Here is a 22,039-nt window from a genome sequence, read left to right on the forward strand (position 1 = left end):
CTGCGCCTGTTTGGCTACGGCCAGCTGGAGAACCACATCCAATGTAAAAACGCCTGGTCGTCGCTCAGCCGCGCGGCGGAGATGATCGGGAAGAAATACACCGCGATCCAGAACGCCAGCACCGTGAACGCCTCGTCCCAATAGCGACGCCCGGCTTGTGTCGCCCGATCGAACGCGATTGCCAGCGCGACGCACAGGAAGATCGAGGGCAGATAGTAATAATAATAGAAGCCGAGCGACTTCGGCGTCAGGCCCCAGATCAGGTAGCTGACCGTCCACAGCCCGAACCCGAGCAACAGCTTCGGGTCGCCGCTCCGCCGCCACAGCAAGGCACACGCCGCGACCGCGACCAGCCCGCCCCACATCACGACCGGATTGCCCAGCATCAGGATGCCGCGCATCGCCCCGTCGGCATGTTCGTACAGATACCAGATCGGCCGCACGATCAGCGGCCAGCTCCACCAGGTCGACTGGTAATTGTGGTGCGGCAGGACCTGCGTCTGTTCGGCGTACATGATCTGCTGGAACGGCAATAGCTGGCCGAGCGTCAGCGGGTCCTGATGATAGAAGAATGCCGGCAGGAACGTGACGAAATAGGTCGTCACCGACACCGCGCCGAGCAGCAGGACGGCGAGCGGCCCCGACAGGCCCGGCCAGTGCGGCTGGTTCGCGCCCGACCACGCGCTGGCGAGCGGGCGCCCGGCGACGCGCGCATCGCGCAGGCGGAGGAGGACGAAGCCGGCGATCGCGAAGGCCACGTACGGTGCTGCCGCCCACTTGCACGCGGTGGCGAGCCCGAACGCCACGCCCGCCACGACCCAGCGCCGGCGGACCGCGGGCGCCGTTGGCCCGCGCATCGCCCACAGGGCCGCGACGATCCCGCCGACCAGGAACGCCGCCATGAACCCGTCGAGCATCGCGATCCGCGCCTGGATGTAGATCGTGAAGTTGAGCAGCGCGAACAGGCTCGCGAACAATGCCGGCCGTACGCGCCCGAGCGTCAGCCAGACGATCCCGAACACCCCCATGACGACCCCGGTGCCGGCCAGCGTCGAAAAGAACCGCCAGCCGAACGCGCTGTCGCCGAACAGGGCGATGCCGGCGGCGATGATCTCCTTCGCCAGCAACGGATGCTCGGTGTTGACCGGCCCGGCCAGCGCCAGCAGCTGCCGCGCGGCGGGCACGTAATGTACCTCGTCGAACACGAGTTTGTGCGGGGTCGCGAGGCCCCACAGGAACAACGCCTCCGCCGCCAGCCCGATCAGGAGCGCGACGACGAGCGGGCGGCGAAGGAGCGGCATGGAGCGAGGCTTAGCGCGGGCGAGGCGCGCGTCAAAGATCGATGAACCTGGCGATAGATATCGTCTACTTTTGCGCCACCCCGGCGAACGCCGGGGTCCAGTTACGAGCGCTCCGATGCTGGATCCCGGCCTTCGCCGGGGTGGGTATAAAGTATGTTCCCGGCCTACCAACGCCCCTCGCGCATCGCGCGCTGGCGCTCCGCTTCCGCCGCGCTGGTGCTCGGTTCGGGGAACGCGCCGGTCGCGGGGATCGCGCCGTCGGGTTCGTAGGTCGCGACGACGGTGCCCTTGTCGGTCACACGATGCTCGACCAGCTTGAGCCGGCCCGCCGCCGTGTCGTCGCCGAACAGCCGCTTCCCGCGCCCGACCGTGATCGGATAGGTCATCAGCGTCAGCCGGTCGATCAACCCCGCCGCGAGCAGCGCCGGATAGAGCGTGCTCGACCCCTGGATGATGATGTCGGGGCCGTCGCCGGCCTTCAGCGCCACGACATCGTCGACCCCGCTCAGCCGATGGCTGTTCGCCCAGTCGAGCGGCCGGTCGCCGTGCGTCAGCACGTATTTGTTCGCGCGGGTGAATGCCTCGCCCATCGCGGCTTCCTCGCCGGTCACGAACGGCCAATAGGCGGCGAAGATGTCGTATGTCCGCCGCCCGAGCAGCAGGTCGTAGTCGCGCCCGAACAGCGCGCCGATCGTCGCGAACACGCCCGGATCGTCGAACCGGAACACCCAGCCGCCCTGGTCGAAGCCGCCGGTATGATCCTCGCTCGGCCCGCCGGGAGCCTGGATCACGCCGTCGAGCGTGACGAACGCCGCGCCGATGATCCTACGCATGGGTGTGCGCCAGCCGCTTGGCGACCGCCTCCAGCTGGTCGGCGCAGATGCCCCAGCCTTGTTCGAACCCCATCGCGCGATGCTGCTCCATCGCCTCCGCTGTCCAGTGCCGCGCGCCGGCGCGATAACGCGTCTTGTCGCCCTCCGGCGTCAGCTCGAAGAAACCGACGATGCTGACCGGTTGCGGCGTCGCCGGATTCCAGTCGGCGTCGATCGCGTTGGTGAAGACGATGCGCTCGTTCGGCGTCACTTCCAGGAAGATGCCCGACATCGGCCCGCCTTCGCCGTCCGGCCCGCGCATGTCGATCACCGAGCGGCCGCCGGCGCGCAGGTCCTGCTCGATCACCCTGGTCGTCCAGGGGGCGGGCGCCCACCATTCCTCAAGATGCTCGGTCCAGGCGCGCCAGACGGCATCGACCGGCGCGTCGAACAAGCGTTCGATGGCGATTTCGTGAGCGCCGGTCATGCCACCGGCTCCCCGCGCCGGGCCGCCTCGATTTTGGCGATGTCGATCTTCTTCATCGTCATCATCGCCTGGAACGATCGCTTGGCCGCCGCCGGATCGGGGTCGCTGTTCGCCGCGAGCAGCGCGCGCGGCGTGATCTGCCATGAAAAGCCCCAGCGGTCCTTGCACCACCCGCACATGCTCTCCGCCCCGCCATTGTCGACGATCGCGTTCCAGTAGCGGTCGGTCTCCGCCTGGTCCTCGGTCAGGACCATGAAGCTGACCGCCTCGGTCGGCTTGAACATGTCGCCGCCGTTCAGCCCGACGAACGCGCGGCCCATGACGGTGAACTCGACCGTGATCTCGTTGCCCTGGCCGCCGTCGGGATAGTCGGCAGGGGCCGCCATCGGCTGGCCGACATGGCTGTCGGGGAAGGTCGCGGCATAGAATTCGGCCGCCGCGCGGGCCTGGCCGTGGTCGAACCACAGGCAGGTGGTCAGTTTATTGCTCATTGCCGCTCTCCCGAGACGAAGCCGACCGACGCGCCCTGCGGGTCGACGACGATGATGATGCGCTGGCCGCCGGGCACGTCCATCGGGCCCATGATGACCTGGCCGCCGGCCGCCTTCACCGTGTCGACCGCGGCGTCGACGTCGGCGACGTGGAAATAGAAGGTCCACTTGACCGGCTGTTCGGGGCTCATCCGGTCCATCATCGCGCCGAGCCGCGCATCACCGCAGTCGAGGAAGGTATAGTCGCCATGCTCGCCCATCGACATGACCTCGGTCGAGGTCCAGCCGAGCAGCGACTGGTAGAAGGGCAAGGCCGCCTTCTGGTCGGTGGTGACCAGTTCGTTCCAGCTGCAACGGCCGGGCAGGGTGGGCGAGAAGGCGGTCGACTCCCGGTCGCCCATCGCGGAATCGGGCCGCATCAGGTAGAACATCACGCCCTGCGGATCCTCGACAAAGGCCATCCGTCCGACGCCGGGCATGTCGGTCGCCGGCATGTGCGTCTTGCCGCCCGCGCCCTCGACCTCGGCGACCTTCGCATCGACGTCGGTCACGTAGAAATAGGTCCACCAGCCCTTGGGTGAACCGTCAGGCCCGGTGGTCAGCCCGACGACGCCGGTCTCGCCGACATTGCCGATCGTGTATTGCATGCCGCCGTCGGGGGACGGGAATTGGGTGAAGTTCCACCCGACGATGTCGCCATAGAATTGCTTGGCCGCCTCGACGTCGGGGGTCATCAGTTCGTACCAGATCGGGGTACCGTGGGGATTTGGCATGATCCGTCTCCTTATTTGCGGTCGGTGTCGAGGATGGGCGCGAAGCCGCCGAAGATCGCGCGGCGACCGTCCCAGACCGGCGGGTTCTGCTGCATGATTCCTTCCGCCATCAGCGCGCCCCAGCCATTGTCGTGCGTCGCCTTGTCGGGCCATTCGATCCAGCCGAACACGACCGTCTCGTCGTCGCCCGCCTGCACCGCGCGCTTGAAGTCGGTGAGCTTGCCGTCGGGCACGTCGACGCCCCAGCCGTTGACGACGCGCGTCGCGCCGGCGGCGAGCAGCTTGCCCTCCATGAACGCGGCATGGTCGAGGAACGCCTGGCGCCTGGCGGTCGCGACCGGCGCCACCATCCCGTCGATCCAGCCGAACCCGCCGGCGTCACCGCTGTCCGACGCCGCTTCGAACCCGCCGAAGATCATGCGCTTGCCGTCGAACGGGATGTCGGCGGGCGGCTCCATGCGTTCGTCGGCGATCATCCTGGCATGGCCGGCATCGCAGGCCGCCTTGTCGGGCCACAGCACCCAGGCGAATACGACGCTCTCGCCGTCCTCGGCGGCGACCGCGCGATAATAATCGGTCAGCGTGCCGTGGCGCACGTCCTCGCCCCAGGTCTCGACCGTGCGAGTCGCGCCGCATTCGGCGAACAGCGGGGCGATCGCGGTCGCCATGTCGAGATAGGGTTGCTTGTTGGCGTCCGGCACCGGCACCACGAAGCCCTGGAGGTAGGTCATGCGTCCGCTCCTTCTTCCTGCTTCTTCGCCCAGGCGGCGTACCATTCGGGCGGTTCGCCGGTGAACCCGGCCATCTGGTCGCCGAGCGCGCGCTGGAACGCCGGGCGCGATATCCCGCGATGCATGTACGCGGCGAGGTTGTCGTAGCTTTCGACCAGCCCCTCGTCGATCAGGATGCGGAGCACCGTGACCATCAGCAGGTCGCCCGCGGTGAAGGTGTCGCCGTCGAGCCAGGTGTTGTCGCCCAGCCGCTTCGACAGGTCGCCGAGCCGGCCGTGGATGCGCTGGTCGACCGATTCCGCGCGCATCGCCGACCACGGCTTGTCGCGTTCGAACACGGTCACGAACGAGCGGTCCATGACGTACGGCTCGACCGAGTTGAGCGCGGCGAACATCCATTCGATCGCCCGCGCGCGCGCCGCCGGATCGCTCGGCAGCAGGCCGTCATACGTCTGCGCGATGTGCAGCACGATCGCGCCCGATTCGAACAGCACCAGCCCGTCCTGCTCGTAGGTCGGCACTTGGCCGAACGGCTGGCGCGCGCGGTGCGGCGGTTCCTTTTGCGCGCCCTGGTTGAGGTAATGCACGTCGTAGGGCTGGCCGACTTCCTCGAGCGCCCAGCGCACGCGCAGGTCGCGGACCTGGCCTTGCGCGAAGGGCGGCACCCAGTCGAACGCGGTGATGGTCGGTTTGGTCATGATCCCCTCCTCAGGGTCTGGTGTTGAAGGCCCGCTGCGCCTCGAACGCGCGAATATAGGCCGGCCGTGCTTCGCCGCGCGCGACATAGGCGGCCAGCGTCGGAAATTCGTCGAGGATGCCGGATGGGCGGAAGCGCAGCAACACCGACACCATCATCAGGTCGCCCGCGCTGAACGCCCCGTCGAGCCACTCGCGATCGCCCAGCGCCGCCGCCACCCGCCGCAACGGCCCGCGGGCGCGCTCCGTCACGATCGGCAGGCGCTCGGCCGCCCACGGCCGGTCGCCCTCGACCACCTTGGCGTTGAACAGTTCGAGGATCGCCGGCTCGACCGAATTGACCGCGGCGAACATCCAGCTGATCGCGCGCGCCCGGGCATCGGGATCGGCGGGCAACAGGCCGGGGCGGCGCTCGGCGATGTGCAGCACGATCCCGCCGGTCTCGAACAGGATCAGGTCGCCCGCCGTGAAGGTCGGAATCTGGCCGAACGGATTACGCGCAAGATGCTCGGGCTGCTTGAGCGCGTCGAAGGTCATCGGCTCGACATCGTACGCCTGGTCGACTTCCTCGAGCGCCCAGCGCACGCGCGTGTCGCGCGCCAGCCCGCGGCCGCCGTCGGGCGAGCGGTCGAACGCGGTAATGACGGGATTGGTCATGATGCCTCTCCTGACAGGTGGCGATGACAGGCGCGTGGCGGACCGCTCACTCGGCGATCGGCTGGTGCTCCGGCGGGCCGGCCTCGGCGGCGGCGGGGTCCATCCAGAACGGTCCCCAGCCATTGCCGTCCGGATCCTCGAACGCGCGGCTGTACATGAAGCCCATGTCCTCGGGCCCGTGCGGCTCGGTGCCGCCCGCCGCGCTCGCTGCATCGGTGATCGCGTCGACCTCCGCCTTGCTGTCGAACGACAGCGCGAACAGCGCGCTCGCATGCGTCTTCGCATCGCCGATCGGCTTCGGCGTGAAGGTCGCGAAGAAGGGCTTGGCCAGCAGCATCACGAAGATCGAATCGGACCAGACCATCGACGACGCCTGCTCGTTGCTGAACTTGTCGTTCTTCGTGAACCCGATCGCTTCGTAGAAGGCGGTCGATGTCGCCACGTCGGCGACGGGCAGGTTGATGAAGATCATCTTGGTCATCGTGTCTCTCCCGAAAACCGACTCGGCGAATCGGCTGACTTGACTTTTGTGCGCGTCGTGGTTAGGAAAAGCAACCATGAAGTTACAAAAAGTAACTGAAGTCGAGAAGGCGCCGACGAGACGGTGGTATGATGACGCCTGCGGCACCGCGTTGGCGCTGGAGTTCGTCGGCGAACGCTGGGCGCTGCTCATCATCCGCGAACTGCTTTACGGCCCGCGCCGCTTCGGTGAAATCCGCGCGAACCTGCCCGGAATCAGCGCCAACGTGCTGACGCAGCGGCTCGACAGCCTGGAGGGGGCGGGGATCGTCGTGCGCCGCCGGTTGCCGTCGCCGGCCAACATCCAGGTCTACGACCTGACCGATTGGGGGCGCGAGGCGGAGGTGCCGATCCGCGAGATGGGGCGCTGGGCGGCGCGATCGCCGCTGCACAACCCGCTCGCCTTCATGTCGACCGCGTCGGCGATGACCTCGCTGCGCACGCTGATCGATCCGGCCAAGGCGGCGGGCAAGACGATGACGGTGGCGCTGCGTTTCCCCGACGATGCCTTCGTCGCGCGCGTGGCGGATGGCGAACTCATCATCGTACGCGGTGAGGCGGCCGATGCCGATGCCACGCTGACCGGCGATACACTGGCGATGCGCCACACGATCTACGGCAAGCGCGGGTTCGATGGCGACGGCCTGCTGGCGGTGGCGGGCGATCGTGCGGCGGCGCAGGCGTTCGTCGATCTGTTCGCGCTGCCGGAGAAGATCGCCTCCTGACGCGTTGCATCGCACAACCGGTCTCGACTTCGTCTCGCGGCTGCGTTTAGGGGTGGCGCGCGAAGGAAACCCGATGACCGACATCCCCAACATCCAGCCCGACAGCCGCGAGACCACCCTGCTCGACGCGCCCGACCAGATGAAGAAGGTGCGCGACCTGTTCGGCATCGACACCGACATGGCGGTGCCGGCGTTCAGCGAGGCGGACGAGCGCGTGCCCGATCTCGACCCCGCTTATGTGTTCGATCCCGACACCACGCTCGCGATCCTGGCCGGGTTCGCGCACAATCGCCGCGTGATGGTGCAGGGCTATCACGGCACCGGCAAATCGACGCATATCGAACAGGTTGCGGCGCGGCTCAACTGGCCGTGTATCCGCATCAACCTCGACGCGCATATCAGCCGGATCGATCTGATCGGCCGCGACGCCATCGTGCTGCGCGACGGGCAGCAGGTGACCGAGTTCCGCGAAGGGTTGCTGCCCTGGGCGTTGCAGACGCCGACCGCTCTGGTGTTCGACGAATATGACGCCGGTCGTCCCGACGTGATGTTCGTGATCCAGCGCGTGCTGGAGACGGAGGGCAAGCTGACCCTGCTCGACCAGAACCGCGTGATCCGCCCGAGCCCCTGGTTCCGCCTGTTCGCCACCGCCAACACGGTCGGGCTGGGCGACACGAGCGGCCTGTATCACGGCACGCAGCAGATCAACCAGGGCCAGATGGATCGCTGGAACATCGTCGTCACGCTCAACTATCTGCCCGCCGCGGTCGAGGCGCAGATCGTGCTGGCGAAGTCGGGCGAATACGACAAACCCGAGGGAAAGCAGATCGTCGACAACATGGTCCGCGTCGCCGACCTGACTCGCAAGGGCTTCATCAACGGCGACATCTCGACCGTGATGAGCCCACGCACCGTCATCACCTGGGCGCAGAATGCGATGATCTTCAACGATATCGGCTTCGCGTTCCGGCTGAGCTTCCTCAACAAGTGCGACGAGGCCGAACGCGCGCTGGTGGCGGAATATTACCAGCGCGTCTTCGGCAAGGACCTGCCCGAAAGCGTGGCGGCGAAGGCCTGACGTCGAACGGTGGCGGCCGACACTCCCCTCGATCGGTTCAAGGCGGTGCTCGGCGGGGCGTCGCGCGCGCTGGCGGACGAGCCGGAGATCGAGCTCGCCTTCACCGCCGACGCGCCGGCGCAGGCGGGCAAGCATATCAAGGTGCCGATGCCGGCGCGGACGCTGCCCGCCGATCAGGTGGCGGAGGCGCGCGGGTTCGCCGACGGCTTCGCGCTGCGGCTGAAGCATCACAATTCCGCGATGCATTTGCGCGCGGCGCCGGGCGATCCGGTCGCGCGCGCGGTGTTCGACGCGGCGGAGACGGCACGGGTCGAGGCGCTGGGCTCGCGCGGCTATGCCGGGATCGCCGCCAATCTGGGGCACGCGCTCGACGTCCGGCTGCGCTCCGATCCGATCGCGCGCGCCCGCACCCGCGACGAAGTGCCGCTGTCGACTGCGGTGCAGCTACTGGTGCGCGAGCGGCTGACCGGCCGGCCCGCGCCGGCGGCGGCGCAGCCCGGCCTCGCGCTGGTCCGCGACTGGATCGAGGACAAGGCCGGCGGCGACCTCGACGCGCTGGGGCTGGTGCTCGACGACCAGCGCGCGTTCGCCGAACTGACTTCGAAACTGCTCGAAGATCTCGAACTGGTCGAGGGCGACCAGGTGCCCGAGGATACCGACGACGGCGGCGCCGACGACGAGGGGACCGAGGAGCAGGATCAGGGCGACGAGGGCGAGGAACAGGGCGACCGGGGCCAGAGCGAGGCCGAGGCGCGCGGCGAGCCGAACGAGGGCGAGAGCGAGGAAGGCGAGCCCGGCGAGACCGGCGACGATTTCGAGGATGCCGAGGGCGAGGCGGGCGACGAAGGCGAGGACGGCATGCTGCCGGTCCGTCCCAATCGGCCGTTCGCCGACCTGTCGCCGCAGTTCGACTACAAGGCATGGACCACGCAATATGACGAGGTGATCGCGGCGACCGACCTATGCGACACCGAGGAACTGACGCGGCTGCGCTCGTATCTCGATCAGCAGCTCGTGCACTTGCAGGGCGCGGTGACCAAACTCGCCAACCGGTTGCAACGGCGGCTGATGGCGCAGCAGAACCGGTCGTGGGACTTCGACCAGGAGGAAGGGCTGCTCGACGCCGCGCGGTTGGCGCGCGTGGTGGTCTCGCCGGGCCAGTCGCTGAGCTACAAGATCGAGCGCGAGACCGAATTCAAGGACACCGTCGTCACGCTGCTGATCGACAATTCGGGGTCGATGCGCGGGCGCCCGATCTCGATCGCCGCGATCAGCGCCGACATCTTGGCGCGCACGCTGGAGCGGTGCGGGGTCAAGACCGAGATATTGGGCTTCACCACCCGCGCGTGGAAGGGCGGGCAGGCGCGCGAATCGTGGCTCGCCGCCGGGCGCCCGCCGCAGCCGGGTCGGCTCAACGACGTCCGCCACATCGTCTACAAACAGGCCGACGAGCCGTGGCGTCGCGCCAAGCCCAGTCTGGGCCTGATGATGCGCGAGGGGCTGCTGAAGGAGAATATCGACGGCGAGGCGCTGCTATGGGCGCACAACCGCCTGATCGGGCGACCCGAAGAGCGCAAGATCCTGATGGTGATCTCCGACGGCGCGCCGGTCGACGATTCGACGCTGAGCGTGAACAGCGGATCGTACCTCGAACGCCATCTGCGCCAGGTGATCGGCTGGATCGAGGGGCGCTCCCCGGTCGAGCTCGCCGCGATCGGCATCGGCCACGACGTGACGCGCTATTACGCGCGGGCCGTCACGATCATGGACGCCGACCAGCTCGGCGGGACGATCATCGAACAGCTCGCGGCGCTGTTCGACAAGAGGTGAGGGGGTGAGCCTCGCCGCTCCCCCGGGCGGTTTTCGCGGGCCGGTCAAGCGGTCGATCACCATTGCCGGGCACGAGACCTCGATCACGCTGGAGCCGATCTTCTGGTGCGCGCTGGAGAATGCGGCGGCGGCGCGCGGGTTGCCGCTGAGCGCGCTGGTCGCCGAGATCGATGCCCTGCGCGTCGAGGCGCGCGATCCGCCCAACCTCGCCAGCGCATTGCGAAGCTGGGCGTTTGCCGAGGCGAACGCGGCCAACAGTGAGAATGTTTCGCAATAGCGTTGACTCTGCGAACGACTCTCAATAGCGGACCTCCCGACAAGGGAGATCACCATGAACAACGTCGCCGCCGCGCGCTTCGCCAAGCCCGCTTTCCTCGCGCTGTCCTGCGTCGGCGCGTTCGCCGGCGTCCCGGCCTTCGCCAGCGACGATCCCGATCACGCCGCGCCGCCCGCGAACGACGATGACGACCAGGACCGCCGCGACGTCGTCGTCAACGGCGTCAAGGAAAAGCGCCAGGCGGGGCCGAAGGATGTGGCGCCGGTGGTCGACACGCCCAAGTCGATCGTCGTCATCCCGCGCACGGTGATCGAGGATACGGGCTCCAACTCGCTGCAGGATGCGCTGCGCACCGTGCCGGGCATCACCTTCGGCGCGGCGGAGGGCGGCAATCCGATCGGCGACCGCCCGTTCATCCGCGGGTTTGACAGCCAGGGGTCGATCTATCTCGACGGCGTCCGCGACCTGTCGGCGCAGACGCGCGAGACGTTCGCGGTCGACTCGATCCAGATCGTGCGCGGGTCCGATTCCACGCTCGGCGGGCGCGGATCGGCGGGCGGGACGATCAACGTCATCTCGAAACTGCCGCAGACGGGTACCTTCGGCGGCATCGCCGCGAGCTACGGCAATGCCGACTACAAGCGCGTGACCGGCGACCTCAACCTCGCAATCGCGCCGACCATCGCGTTCCGGGTGCAGGGCCTGTGGCACGATCAGGACGTCGCCGGGCGCGATGCGATCTGGCAGCGGCGCTGGGGCGTCGCGCCGTCGCTTACGATCGGGCTCGGCACGCCGACGCGGCTGATCGCGAGCTACTACCACCTCGAAAGCCACGAACTGCCCGACAGCGGGCTGCCCTATTTCTACACGATCGCCAACGCGCCGGGGACGGGGGAGATCTTCACGTCGCCCGCGCTCGGCCGCGTGACGCTGGCGAACGGCACGACCGGATATGTCGATCGCGACACTTATTACGGGCTGCGCTCGCGCGATTTCCGCGACGCGACGATCGACCAGGCGACGCTGAGGGTCGAGCACGATTTCGGCGGCGTCACGCTGCGCAACACCGCGCGGTTCACGAACAGCAGCCAAGCCTATATCTTCCTGCTGCCCGATGACAGCCAGGGCAACGTCTACAATAGCGGCCAGGTCTGGCGGCGCGGCAACACCCGCTACGGCTATTCGCAGGGATTGGTCGACCAGCTCGATCTGTACGGGACGGTGAAGACCGGCGGCATCGAGCACAGCTTCGCGGTCGGCGCGGAGTTCGCGTGGGAGAAGGCGCGGCGCGGCACCTTCGTCACGCGTGGCTACCTGAGCCCATCGACGGGGTTCGAGATGCTCTCGACCGGATCGACGATCAGCCCGCGCTGCAACGCGACGACGGTCGCGCGCTATTACTGCACCAGCCTGTTCACGCCGAACCCGAGCGACCCGTGGGTCAACTACGCCTCCGACACCTCGACCACGACCGCACCGATCGTGAAGTCGTTGCCGATCGAGGAGACGCAGAACGACGCCAACACCGTCAGCGTGTACGGTTTCGACTCCATCACGCTGACGCCGCAGTTGATCGTCAACCTGGGCGCGCGGTTCGACCGCTTCAAATCGACGCTGACGCCGGGGCAGCCCTATGCCGCGACCTCGACCTATTCGCTGTCGCGCACCGACGAACTGTTCAACTGGCAGGCGGGCGTCGTCTTCAAGCCGACCCGGGACACTAGCCTCTACGTCAGCTACGCGACCGCCGCGACTCCGCCCAACACGCTGCTGGGCGAAGGGCGCGAGGACAATGCGATCCCGACGACCAACAGCGCGGCCAACCTGGCGATCCTTGACTCGCTGCGTGTCCAGAAGACCAAGACGTTCGAGGTCGGCGCGAAGGCCAGCGTGTTCCGCGACAAGCTCGCGCTGGGCGTGGCGGCGTTCGACACGCGGATCGAGAATGCCCGCGTCACCGACGCCAACAACAACGTCGCCTTCCTCGGCAAGACGCGCATCCGCGGGGTCGAGCTGACCGTCAACGGCGAGATCCTGCCGCACTGGACGGTGTTCGGCGGCTACACCTTCCTCGACGCGGTGATCGTCGATGGCGGCTTCACCGCGCTGACCGCCCCGGCGGTGACGGGCCAGGCGGCGAAGGTGGTGCTGGTCCCCTCGGTCACGACCGGGCGCCAGGTGCCGCAGGTGTCGCGCAATTCGATCTCGCTGTGGACCTCGCTCGACGTGACGAAGCGGTTCACGATCGGCGGCGGCGCCTTCTATCTCGACCGGCAATATGGCGGCTATGCCGACAATCGCAGCGCGACGCAGACCAGCGCGGGCGTGGTGACGGTCGTGCCGGCGACCAAGGTCCTGTCGCGCGGCGTGCCGGCCTATTGGCGGTTCGACGCCCGCGCGGCCTATCGCATCACGCGCAACATCCAGTTGAGCGTCAACGCGCAGAACCTGACCGACAAGGCGTACTTCTCGAACGTCTATACCAGCCACTACGCGACGCTGGCGCCCGGCCGGACGGTGTTCGGGACGGTGGAGTTCAAGTTCTGAGCGACGTGACGATCCCGACCGAACCGGTGGCGCGCGCCGGGTTCCTGCGCGCGCTGGCGGAGGATGGCGAGGCGGCGGCGCAGGCGCTGTACGGCCAGCTGCTGCTCGACGGCAACGGCGTCGCGCGCGATGCGGCGGCGGCGTTCGACTGGTTCGTCCGCGCGGGCGCGCAGGGGCATGTGATGGCGCTCAACATGGTCGGGCGCTGCTACGACCTCGGCTGGGGGATGGCGGTGGACAAGGCGCGGGCGGCGGATTGCTATCGCGTCGCGGCGGAGCGCGGGCTCGACTGGGCGATGTACAATTACGCGACCCTGCTCGCGCTGGGGCAGGGCGTGGCGGAGGACAAGCCGGCGGCGCTGGCATGGTTCGAGAAGGCAGCGAAGCTCGGCAACGCAAAGGCGATCAACTTCGTCGGCAGCTTTCACGAGGACGGTTGGGTGGTGAAGCGCGACCTCGCCAAGGCGGCGCGGCTGTACGCGCGGGCGGCGGCGGGTGGCGATTTCCGCGGCTGTTTCAACCATGCGCGGATGCTGGGCGAGCGCGGCCGCGCCGAGGAAGCGTTGGGCTGGATCGAGCGCGCCGGGCGCGGTGCGACGCCGGCGTTCGTCGCCAAGGCGGCGGCGTTCCTCGACGCGTCGCCGGTGCCGGCATTCCGCGCGCGCGGACGAGCGGCGATCGAGCGTGGGGCGGGGGCGGCGTCATGCTGATCGCGATCCCCGACCTGCTCGATGCGGCCGGCGTCGCGCGCGTGCGCGGCCTGATCGACGCGGCCGACTGGATCGACGGCAATGCGACCTCGGGCCATCAGTCCGCCCTCGCCAAGCGCAACGCGCAGCTGCCCGAGGAATCGGCCGCCGCGCAGGAAGCGGGACGGATCGTGCTCGACGCGCTGGCGGCATCGCCGCTGTTCGTCGCCGCCGCGCTGCCGCTGAAAGTCTATCTGCCGCTGTTCAACCGGTATGCCGGCGGCGACGCGTTCGGCGCGCATGTCGACAGCGCGATCCGCATCCGCCGCGGCAGCGATTTCCGCGTGCGCAGCGACCTGTCGGCAACGCTCTTCCTCGCCGATCCCGCGAGCTATGACGGCGGCGAGCTCGTCATCGAGGACAGTTTCGGCGAACAGCGCGTCAAGCTTCCCGCCGGGCACATGGTGCTCTATCCGGCGTCCAGCGTGCACCGGGTCGAACCGGTCACGCGGGGGGAGCGGATCGCGTCGTTCTTCTGGATCCAGTCGATGATCCGCGACGACGGCGCGCGCCGTATCCTGTTCGAACTCGACCAGGCGGTGCAGGACGTCGCCGCGCGGCTGGGCCAGGACGATACGGCGGCGGTGCGGTTGACCGGGACCTATCACAACCTGCTTCGCCGCTGGGCGGAGGTTTGAGGACATCCAAATGACGAAGATCGGCCTGCGCAAGGCATGGTTCCAGGTGCACAAATGGATCGGCCTGATCCTCGCGATCCTCATCATTCCGCTGTGCGTGACCGGCGCGGCGTTGGTGTGGGACGAGGCGATCGACCATGCCGTCAACCCACAGCGTTACGCGGTGAGTGCCGGGCCGACGCTCGCGCCCGACCGGCTGGCCGCGGCGGCGCAGGCGGCGGTCGGCACCGCGCGGATCGCGACGCTGAAGCTGCCGGCCGAGCCCGGCGCGCCGGCGATCGCTTCGACCGGCCCGAGCCCGACCAAGGTGCAGGGGCCGGCTGCGCGCACCAACGTCTGGCTCGATCCCGCGACCGGCCATGTGCTCGACGTCGCCAACAGCCGCTCCGGCCTCGTCATGACGATGCACATGATTCACGGCACGATGCTGATCCCGGTCTGGGGCCGGCCGCTGGTCGGCTGGCTGGGCGTCGCGATGCTGCTGTCGTGCTTCACCGGTATCTGGCTGTGGTGGCCGACCGTCGGGCGCTGGACGCGCGGGCTTCGCTGGCGGCGGCATCGCAACGTCGACACCAACCTGCACCATCTGTTCGGCTTCTGGATCGCGCTGCCGCTGTTCGTGCTGTCGCTGACGGGGGCGTGGATCAGCTTTCCGTCCTTCTTCGGGCCGCTGGTCGGGGAAAATGGCCGGGCGATGGGGTTCAGCGCCGAACGCGCGGCGATGAACAAGGCGCAGCCACTGGCGGCGACGCACACGCCGCTGGCGGTGGCGCAGGCCGCGGCGCTGACGACATTGCCGGGCCGGGTGACGCAGGTGAGCTGGCCGACCGACTACAAGGCTCGGTGGCAGTTCGCGATCCGCCCGGCGAAGGGCAAGCCCGCCACCGTCGCGGTCGACGATGCGAGCGGCGCGGCGAGCGTGGCGCCCGACATGGATCGCGGCCAGGCCGGCATCGCCCGGCTGATGCGGCAGATCCACGACGGCACCGGCATGGGAATCGTGTGGCAGGTCGTCATCTTCCTGGGCGGCGTGCTGCCGGCGGTGCTGGCGGTGACGGGCGTCGTCATGTGGTGGCGGGCGCGGGGGTGGAAGGCCGAGCTCGCCGCCCGGCAGCAGCGCAAGCTGGTGACGGAATAAGCGGCGAGCACGGCCGGCGGGCGTATGCCCGGCCGACGACGTGGCTTTGCCACGCCGCCAGTATAGCTCCCGTATTCCTGCGAAAGCAGGAATCCAGAGCCGCAGGCGATAGCGCTTGTGGCCCCAAGGCCCGATCGACATTCAGCTATGGTGTAGCGTTTCGAGCCACCTATTTCCCGTCATCCCCGCGAAGGCGGGGATCCAGAGTCGCGAGAATGGCGGTTTTAAGCTGTGGATACAGCCAGTCTGGATCCCCGCCTGCGCGGGGATGACGAGCATGGAAGTGACGTTCACCGGTTAGCTGAATGTCGATCCGTCCTAGGCTCCTGCTTTCGCAGGAGCACGGTGGGTGTGGGCCCCGACGCGGCAAAGCCGCGTCGTCGGACCTTGGCTACGCCAGGCCGGCCGGGCTTGACGGTCTCGCGCGTAGCTTCGCTACGCGTGTGCCGTCATCGCCCCAGCAGCACCCGAGCCTGCCCAGCGATCTGCGCCAGCATCGCCGCGTTCGGCGCCGCTGCCGCGCGTGCGCGATCGACCACGCCCTTGAACTGCGCGACGCGGCCGGCATTGGCGGCGAGCCAGGCGTCGACCGACCCTTCCGGATCGCTACCGCCCGCCCGCTCCAGGAATTCGAGCCGCAGCTGCTGGAAATCGCGCGCCAAGCCCGCGATCAGCAGCCGCTCCCACGGGTCGCTCGAATTGATCCGCGCCGCGTTCGACTGCGCCCAGTCGAGCCCCAGCGCCTGCCCCAGATGGGTGAACGCGCGAGTCAGCACCGTCTCGTCGATGCCGAGCGACGCGCCGAGATCGGCGAGGCCCACCGCGCCGTCGAGCTCGAACACCCGCACCACCTTCTTCGCCAGCGCGGCCGGCGCGCCCGCCGCCTGCAGGTCGGCGGCGATCCGCGCGCTCTGGCTCGACACTTCCTCGAGCAGCAGTTCCATGGTCTTGCGGTCGAGCGCGACCACGCCGCCGCCGATCCGCGCGAGCACGTCGCCCGGCCCGGTGCCCGGCGTCGTCGCGCGGAGCAGGTCGGCGATGTGGTTGCGCACCGCCACCGCGACCTCGTCGAACAGCGCCAGCCGCCCGGCCTCGGGCATTGGCGTCGTCTCGATCTCGCGCCACAGCGCGTCGAGCCCGAACAGCCGCTCGACCACCACGAACATCGCCGCGATGTCGGCCATCGCCGCGCCCTCTTCCTCGGCCAGTTCGAACGGGTGGAGCACGCCGAGCCGGTTGACGATGCGGTTGGCGAGCTTGGTCGCGACGATCTCGCCGCGCAGCCGGTGCTGGTCGATCGCGGTCGCGAACTTCTTGCGCATCGCCGGCGGGAAGGCGGCGTGGAGATCGGGCTTCAGTTCGTCGTCGACGCCCAGCGTGCTGTGCTCGATCGCATCCTGCAACGCGAGCTTGGCCGTCGCGAGCAGCACCGCGAGCTCGGGCCGGGTCAGTCCGCGACCCTCCGGCGCGCGGCGCAACAGCGTACCGTTGTCGCCCAGCCCCTCGACCAGCCGGTCGAGCCGGCCGCTCGCCTCGAAGATCTCGATCAGCCGGACATAGCTCGGCAGCGCCTGCGCGCCGTCCTGCTCCATGATCGACAGCGCCAGCGTCTGGAGGCGGTTGTCCTCCAGCACGAGCTGCGACACGTCGTCGGTCATCGACGCGAGCAGGGTGTTGCGCGCATCGAACGTCAGCCGGCCCTCGGTCATTTCACGGTTGAGCGCGATCTTGATGTTGACCTCGTTGTCCGAGCAATCGACGCCGGCCGAATTGTCGATGAAGTCGGTATTGATCCGGCCCCCGCCCAAGCCATTGGCCCGGCTGGCAAAGGCGATGCGCCCGGCCTGGGTCACGCCCAGGTTCGCGCCCTCGCCGATCGCGGTCGCGCGCAGATCCTCGGCATCGACGCGCAGGCGGTCGTTGGCCGGGTCGCCGACCGCGACGTTGTTCTCCGCCGCGGCCTTCACGTAGGTGCCGATGCCGCCGAACCAGATCAGGTCGACCGGGCTCTTGAGGATCGCCGAGATCAGCGCCGCCGGCTCGATCTCGTTCGCCTGGATGTCGAGCGCCGCCTTCACTTCCTTCGACAGCGGGATCGTCTTGGCGCCGCGCGGGAACACCCCGCCGCCCTTCGAGATCAACGCCTTGTCGTAATCCTCCCAGCTCGAACGGGGGAGCGCGAACATCCGCGCGCGCTCCGCCCAGCTCGCCGCCGGATCGGGATCGGGATCGAGGAAGATGTGGCGATGGTCGAACGCCGCGACGATCTTGAGCGTCCGGCTCAGCAGCATACCGTTGCCGAACACGTCGCCCGACATGTCGCCGCAGCCGACGACGCGGATGCTCTCGCTCTGCACGTCCACGCCGCGTTCGGCGAAGTGACGCTGGACCGAGACCCACGCGCCCTTGGCGGTGATGCCCATCGCCTTGTGGTCGTAGCCCTGCGATCCGCCGGAGGCGAACGCGTCGCCCAGCCAGAAGCCGCGATCGACCGCGATCGCGTTGGCGACGTCGCTGAACGTCGCGGTCCCCTTGTCGGCGGCGACGACGAAATAGGGGTCCTCGCCGTCGTGGATCGCGACGCCCTCGGGATGCACGACCGCGCCTTCGACGATGTTGTCGGTGATCGACAGCAAAGTGCGGATGAAGATGCGGTAGCTCTCGGTCCCTTCCGCCAGCCACGCGTCGCGGTCGGTCGCCGGGCTGGGCAGCTGCTTGGGATAGAAGCCGCCCTTGGCGCCGGTCGGCACGATGACGGCGTTCTTCACGCGCTGCGCTTTCATCAGGCCGAGGATCTCGGTGCGGAAGTCGTCGCGCCGGTCGGACCAGCGCAGGCCGCCGCGCGCGACCGGGCCGGCGCGCAGGTGGATGCCCTCGACGCGGGGGCTATAGACCCAGATCTCGCGCCACGGCAGCGGGGCGGGGAGGCCCGGCACCTTGTGGCTGTCGAGCTTGAACGCCAGCGCTTCGTCGGCGGCGGGGGTGAAGGCATTGGTGCGCAAGGTCGCGGCGATCACGCCCTGGATCGCGCGCAGGATGCGGTCGTCGTCGATCGCCGACACTTCGTCCAGGCCCTTGGCGATCGCCTTGTCGGCCAGCTTGATGCCGTCGCCCCGCGTGCCGTGCGGCGCATGGGCCGCGCAGAAGCGGTCGATCAGCGCCTGCGCCACTTGCGGCGCGCGGCGCAGCGCGTCGACCACGGTGGTCAGGCCATAGGTCATGCCGCCCTGGCGCAGGTACCGGAACCATGCGCGCAGGAAGACGACGGCCTGCGGGTCCATCCCCGCTTCGAGGATCAGTCGGTTGAACGCGTCGTTCTCGGCGCGCCCCTCGAGCACCGCGGCGATCGCATCCTCGAGCACGGTCCAATCGGTCGGCTCCGCGCCCCCGGCGACGGCCTCGACCAGGAAGTCGTGAACGAAGCCCTGATTTTCGTCGGCGAGCTGGGTCGGCACTTCCTCGACCACGCGGAAGCCGAAATTCTCGAACACCGGCACCGCGTCCGACAGCGCGACCGCGCCGCCGAAGCGATAGAGCTTGAGCCGCAATTCGGGCCCCGAGCGGAACAGGCGGACCGAGCGCCCGGTCTCGTCCTCCAACCGCGCCAGCCGCAGGATGTCGCGCGCGCCCTCGTCGGCGGAGTTGTTGGTGCGGTACGTCTGCGGGAAGCAATTGGCGAAGCGCAGCGCGAGGCGGGTCGAGCGCGCCGGGTCGCTGTCGTACAGCGCGGCTTCGACCGCCGGCGCCCAGCCGCGCATCATCCGCGCGAGGCGCAGGTCGAGCGCCGCTTCGTCGGGCATGTCGCTCTTGCCGCGAACGTCGATCGTGTAGCGGATCAGCGCGACGACATCGTCCATCGACACCGCCCAGTTGAGCACGTCGCCGCCCGCCGCTTCGCTCAGCATGTCGCCGATCGCCAGGCGTCGCGCCGTCGTCAGTTCGTCGCGCGGCAACCACACGAACGCGAACAGGTGGCGTCGCAGGATCGATCGCGCCAGCACCAGCTTCGGCCGCGGCCGGTCGGCCAGGCTCATCGCGGTCAGCGCGACACCCTCCAGCGCGTCGCGGTCCAGCGCGATCAGCAGGTCGTGGGGCAGGGTGGTCAGCGCATGTTCCAGCGCCTTGCCGGCATGGCCCTTGGGATCGAACCCGAACTTCTTCTGCAAGTCGGCAAGCCGCTGGCGCAGCAGCGGGATTTCGTCGGGCGGGGTGTTGAGCGCGGACGAGGTCCACAGGCCGGCATGGATCGACAGCCCGCTCACCTTGCCGCCGTCGCGCACCGGCACCACGATCAGGTCGAGCGGGATGTGGCGGTGGACGCCCGAGATGAAGTTGGACTTGAGCAGCAGCGGCGCCTCGCCGCCCTCCTCGAACCACTTGATCGCCAGCGCGCGCGACGATTCGGCCAGGATCGGCACGTCATGCTTGTTGTGGCACAACCCGAGCGGCGACTTGGCGCCGGCGTCACGGCCGTACCGCGCATGGCCGAGCAGCGTGAAATGACGGTCGAGGAACCATTGAAGCAGTGCGGCGCCTTCACCCGTCAGCGTCGCGGCATCGGCCGCCATCGCGTCCTGCAACGGCAACCAGTCATGGACCGCGGCGCGGACGTCCTTCAGGTTCGCTTCGAGCGCGGCGACGAGCGTCCGTCGCTCGCGTGCGTCGGCGCGCTCCATCTCGATATAGATCATCGATTCGGGCGTGCCGTCGCCCACCGCCATCAACCCGCCGGCCGGGTCGCGGCTGACCGGGATGACCGGGTGGATGATGCGGTCGACGGGAATGTCCTGGCTGGCGATCGTCGCCGCGATCGAATCGACCAGGAAGGGCATGTCGTCGTTGACGATCGCGACGCGCATGCGGCGATTGGGGTCGTTGGCCGCGATCGGCTCGATCACGATGACCGGCGCGCCGGGCGGGCGGTTATAGGCGGCGGTCGCGACGAAGTTCGCTGCCTCCGCCCGCTCGTCCTTCCCGAAACCGTGCAGTTCGCCCGGCAATGCACCCTTGGTCAGCCGGTCTGCAAGCGCATCCGACAGCGATTTCAGCGAAGTCTTGGCCATGGCGAAGCCCTATGCTCCGCCCGGGCCAAAGGCTCAAGGTTCGTTTCGATTGGTACGGTTTTGCCGTCCCTTGCGATGTTGGAAAAGCCGTGTCAGCCGCGGTTCGCGAGCAATCGACCGGTGCCCCGGCCGCTTGTCCCGCAGGAAGGTCGTACCCCCGTCAAGTTTGTCAAGTTTGCCGCCGCCGGCTCTGCTATTTCGCCGCCTTCAGCGTGCGCGCCGCCAGCGCGCGGTCGCCCGCCACCGATGCGACGATATCGACGGTGCCGTCGCCGGTCGCCCGGCCCAGCATCACCACCAGCTCGCCGGTCGGCAGGCCGGTCGCGAACTCGACGCTCGCCAGCACCAGCCGCTCGGCGATGTCGGCCAGCGGATCGCGCGCCTCGGCCTTGGCCGGGTTGCGCGCCAGGCGTTCGGCGGCAACGACCGCCTTGATCCCGCCGTCGATGCTGTCGAGCATCGTGGTCAGCCCGCCGGCCGGAACCGCGTTGCGACGCGCATGGCTCAGCACGGCGGCGAATTCGGTCAGCCGCGCCTTGTCGTAATCGGCGCCGAACACCAGCTTGGCGACCGCTGTCATCGGCGCGCGCTCCTGCACGGTGACGCCGGCATCCTCGAGCAATTCCTGGTAGGTCGCGCGGTCCTCGTCGGCGGCGAGCCCGAAATCGTGCGCCCGGCCGAGTGCGCGGTACAGCGCGGCGCGGCTGCGCGTGTCGGCGGCGGTGGCGGCCTGCGCGGTCTCGCGCGCGGCGGCCAGCTTGCCGGGCAGGTCGTCGGCTTCCTCGTCGGCAACGCTGTCGGCGGCGGGACCGTCGGCCCAGACCGGGGCCGGGGCGGCGACCGGATGGGGCGCGGTGCGCAGCGCGGCACCGACCTCGGCATCCAGCCGTGCCTGCGTATCGGCGTCGACCAGTTCCTTCCAGTTGATGACGCCGTAGATGTAATCGATCGCATCCTCGTTGGACGAGAACGGCATCAGGATGCCGCGATACATCGTGTTGTTGCCGCGCGTGCCGACGAACTCGGCCTCGAACCCGATCGGCGCGCGATTGGCGATGATCTGCAGATAATGGTCGGTCAGCCGCGACAGCAAAGACCGCGTCGGCACCTGGCTGATATGGGTGATCGACTTGTCGTGGCCGGTCTCGTCGCGGAGTGCCGTGCCCAGGAACGCGATCTTCGGATCCTCGATCCCGCCGGTGAAGTCGAGCAGCACCGAATGCGAACCGAAATCGGCAATGTTGGCCGGGTCGAGATCCTCGATCGCCGGATAGGCGCGGCCGTGGAGCAGCGAGACCCAATGGTTGTACGCACGCACGTGCATGCGGCGCTCGTCATTGCCGATCGCCGGCGTGGGCGCTGGCGTCGCGTCGATGCCCGGATCGGCCACGTCGTCGTGGCCGCCGTTCACGTCCCTGTCGTCATATCCGCGCTGCGTATCCATGCACCCCGTCCTCAAGCGGGCGCCCCGGCCCGGTCGTCGACGGCGTTGTGCGCCCGATATGGTAAAGACGGGGTTAAACTTTC

The 22,039-nt window shown here is 68.6% G+C and carries 19 protein-coding genes; 8 read left to right on the top strand and 11 right to left on the bottom strand.

Annotated elements, in window-relative coordinates; translation table 11 throughout:
* Nucleotides 1-14 precede the first annotated feature (14 nt).
* From J0I47_RS07725 to J0I47_RS07770, 9 genes are all read right to left on the bottom strand, one after another.
* Nucleotides 15-1,301, bottom strand: a complete 1,287-nt coding sequence (locus J0I47_RS07725) for a phospholipid carrier-dependent glycosyltransferase (protein WP_294046124.1) — start codon at nucleotides 1,299-1,301, stop codon at nucleotides 15-17.
* A gap of 164 nt (nucleotides 1,302-1,465) precedes the next feature.
* Nucleotides 1,466-2,134, bottom strand: a complete 669-nt coding sequence (locus tag J0I47_RS07730; RefSeq protein WP_294046126.1) for a dihydrofolate reductase family protein — start codon at nucleotides 2,132-2,134, stop codon at nucleotides 1,466-1,468.
* On the bottom strand, nucleotides 2,127-2,600 hold the full coding sequence (locus J0I47_RS07735) for an SRPBCC family protein (RefSeq protein ID WP_294046128.1): 474 nt from the start codon (nucleotides 2,598-2,600) through the stop codon (nucleotides 2,127-2,129). Before J0I47_RS07735 ends, J0I47_RS07730 begins: the two co-directional genes overlap by 8 nt.
* Complete coding sequence (locus tag J0I47_RS07740) at nucleotides 2,597-3,091, bottom strand: VOC family protein (protein ID WP_294046129.1); 495 nt, start codon at nucleotides 3,089-3,091, stop codon at nucleotides 2,597-2,599. The genes J0I47_RS07735 and J0I47_RS07740 overlap by 4 nt, the downstream gene beginning before the upstream one ends.
* A complete protein-coding gene (locus J0I47_RS07745) occupies nucleotides 3,088-3,864 on the bottom strand; it encodes a VOC family protein (RefSeq protein ID WP_294046131.1) in 777 nt (258 codons plus the stop codon). The genes J0I47_RS07740 and J0I47_RS07745 overlap by 4 nt, the downstream gene beginning before the upstream one ends.
* An 11-nt stretch (nucleotides 3,865-3,875) precedes the next feature.
* Nucleotides 3,876-4,595: a DUF1428 domain-containing protein gene (locus J0I47_RS15765; RefSeq protein ID WP_366809898.1), complete on the bottom strand. Its 720-nt coding sequence runs from the start codon at nucleotides 4,593-4,595 to the stop codon at nucleotides 3,876-3,878.
* Nucleotides 4,592-5,293 carry a glutathione S-transferase family protein gene (locus J0I47_RS07760; protein ID WP_294046133.1) on the bottom strand — a complete coding sequence of 234 codons (702 nt, stop codon included), beginning with the start codon at nucleotides 5,291-5,293 and terminating at the stop codon, nucleotides 4,592-4,594. The genes J0I47_RS15765 and J0I47_RS07760 overlap by 4 nt, the downstream gene beginning before the upstream one ends.
* A 10-nt stretch (nucleotides 5,294-5,303) precedes the next feature.
* Nucleotides 5,304-5,948 carry a glutathione S-transferase family protein gene (locus J0I47_RS07765; protein WP_294046135.1) on the bottom strand — a complete coding sequence of 215 codons (645 nt, stop codon included), beginning with the start codon at nucleotides 5,946-5,948 and terminating at the stop codon, nucleotides 5,304-5,306.
* Between the two features lie 46 nt (nucleotides 5,949-5,994).
* Nucleotides 5,995-6,429 (bottom strand): VOC family protein, encoded by a 435-nt coding sequence (locus J0I47_RS07770; RefSeq protein ID WP_294046137.1) that lies wholly within the window; start codon nucleotides 6,427-6,429, stop codon nucleotides 5,995-5,997.
* 76 nt (nucleotides 6,430-6,505) lie between these two features.
* Here J0I47_RS07770 and J0I47_RS07775 point away from each other — a divergent pair, with 76 nt between their 5' ends.
* The 8 genes from J0I47_RS07775 (at nucleotide 6,506) to J0I47_RS07810 (ending at nucleotide 15,449) form a co-directional block, all read left to right on the top strand.
* Nucleotides 6,506-7,192, top strand: a complete 687-nt coding sequence (locus J0I47_RS07775; RefSeq protein WP_294046138.1) for a winged helix-turn-helix transcriptional regulator — start codon at nucleotides 6,506-6,508, stop codon at nucleotides 7,190-7,192.
* Between the two features lie 73 nt (nucleotides 7,193-7,265).
* Nucleotides 7,266-8,270 carry a cobaltochelatase subunit CobS gene (gene cobS, locus J0I47_RS07780; RefSeq protein ID WP_294046140.1) on the top strand — a complete coding sequence of 335 codons (1,005 nt, stop codon included), beginning with the start codon at nucleotides 7,266-7,268 and terminating at the stop codon, nucleotides 8,268-8,270.
* 9 nt (nucleotides 8,271-8,279) lie between these two features.
* Nucleotides 8,280-10,100: a cobaltochelatase subunit CobT gene (cobT, locus tag J0I47_RS07785; protein ID WP_294046142.1), complete on the top strand. Its 1,821-nt coding sequence runs from the start codon at nucleotides 8,280-8,282 to the stop codon at nucleotides 10,098-10,100.
* A gap of 4 nt (nucleotides 10,101-10,104) precedes the next feature.
* Nucleotides 10,105-10,377, top strand: coding sequence for a ribbon-helix-helix domain-containing protein (locus J0I47_RS07790; protein WP_294046144.1), 273 nt, complete (start codon nucleotides 10,105-10,107; stop codon nucleotides 10,375-10,377).
* Nucleotides 10,378-10,431: 54 nt separating this feature from the next.
* Nucleotides 10,432-12,924: a TonB-dependent receptor gene (locus tag J0I47_RS07795; RefSeq protein WP_294046145.1), complete on the top strand. Its 2,493-nt coding sequence runs from the start codon at nucleotides 10,432-10,434 to the stop codon at nucleotides 12,922-12,924.
* Nucleotides 12,925-12,929: 5 nt separating this feature from the next.
* Nucleotides 12,930-13,634, top strand: coding sequence for a tetratricopeptide repeat protein (locus tag J0I47_RS07800; RefSeq protein WP_294046147.1), 705 nt, complete (start codon nucleotides 12,930-12,932; stop codon nucleotides 13,632-13,634).
* Nucleotides 13,628-14,311, top strand: a complete 684-nt coding sequence (locus J0I47_RS07805) for a Fe2+-dependent dioxygenase (RefSeq protein WP_294046149.1) — start codon at nucleotides 13,628-13,630, stop codon at nucleotides 14,309-14,311. Before J0I47_RS07800 ends, J0I47_RS07805 begins: the two co-directional genes overlap by 7 nt.
* 10 nt (nucleotides 14,312-14,321) lie before the next feature.
* Nucleotides 14,322-15,449 carry a PepSY-associated TM helix domain-containing protein gene (locus J0I47_RS07810; protein ID WP_294046150.1) on the top strand — a complete coding sequence of 376 codons (1,128 nt, stop codon included), beginning with the start codon at nucleotides 14,322-14,324 and terminating at the stop codon, nucleotides 15,447-15,449.
* A gap of 449 nt (nucleotides 15,450-15,898) precedes the next feature.
* Here J0I47_RS07810 and J0I47_RS07815 read toward each other — a convergent pair whose 3' ends face one another.
* Together J0I47_RS07815 and J0I47_RS07820 are read right to left on the bottom strand one after the other, a co-directional pair.
* Nucleotides 15,899-20,512: an NAD-glutamate dehydrogenase domain-containing protein gene (locus J0I47_RS07815; protein ID WP_294046152.1), complete on the bottom strand. Its 4,614-nt coding sequence runs from the start codon at nucleotides 20,510-20,512 to the stop codon at nucleotides 15,899-15,901.
* Between the two features lie 193 nt (nucleotides 20,513-20,705).
* A complete protein-coding gene (locus J0I47_RS07820) occupies nucleotides 20,706-21,956 on the bottom strand; it encodes a hypothetical protein (protein ID WP_294046153.1) in 1,251 nt (416 codons plus the stop codon).
* Nucleotides 21,957-22,039 lie beyond the last annotated feature (83 nt).

The sequence above is a fragment of the Sphingomonas sp. genome (assembly GCF_017304635.1).
Classification (GTDB): Bacteria; Pseudomonadota; Alphaproteobacteria; order Sphingomonadales; family Sphingomonadaceae; genus Sphingomonas.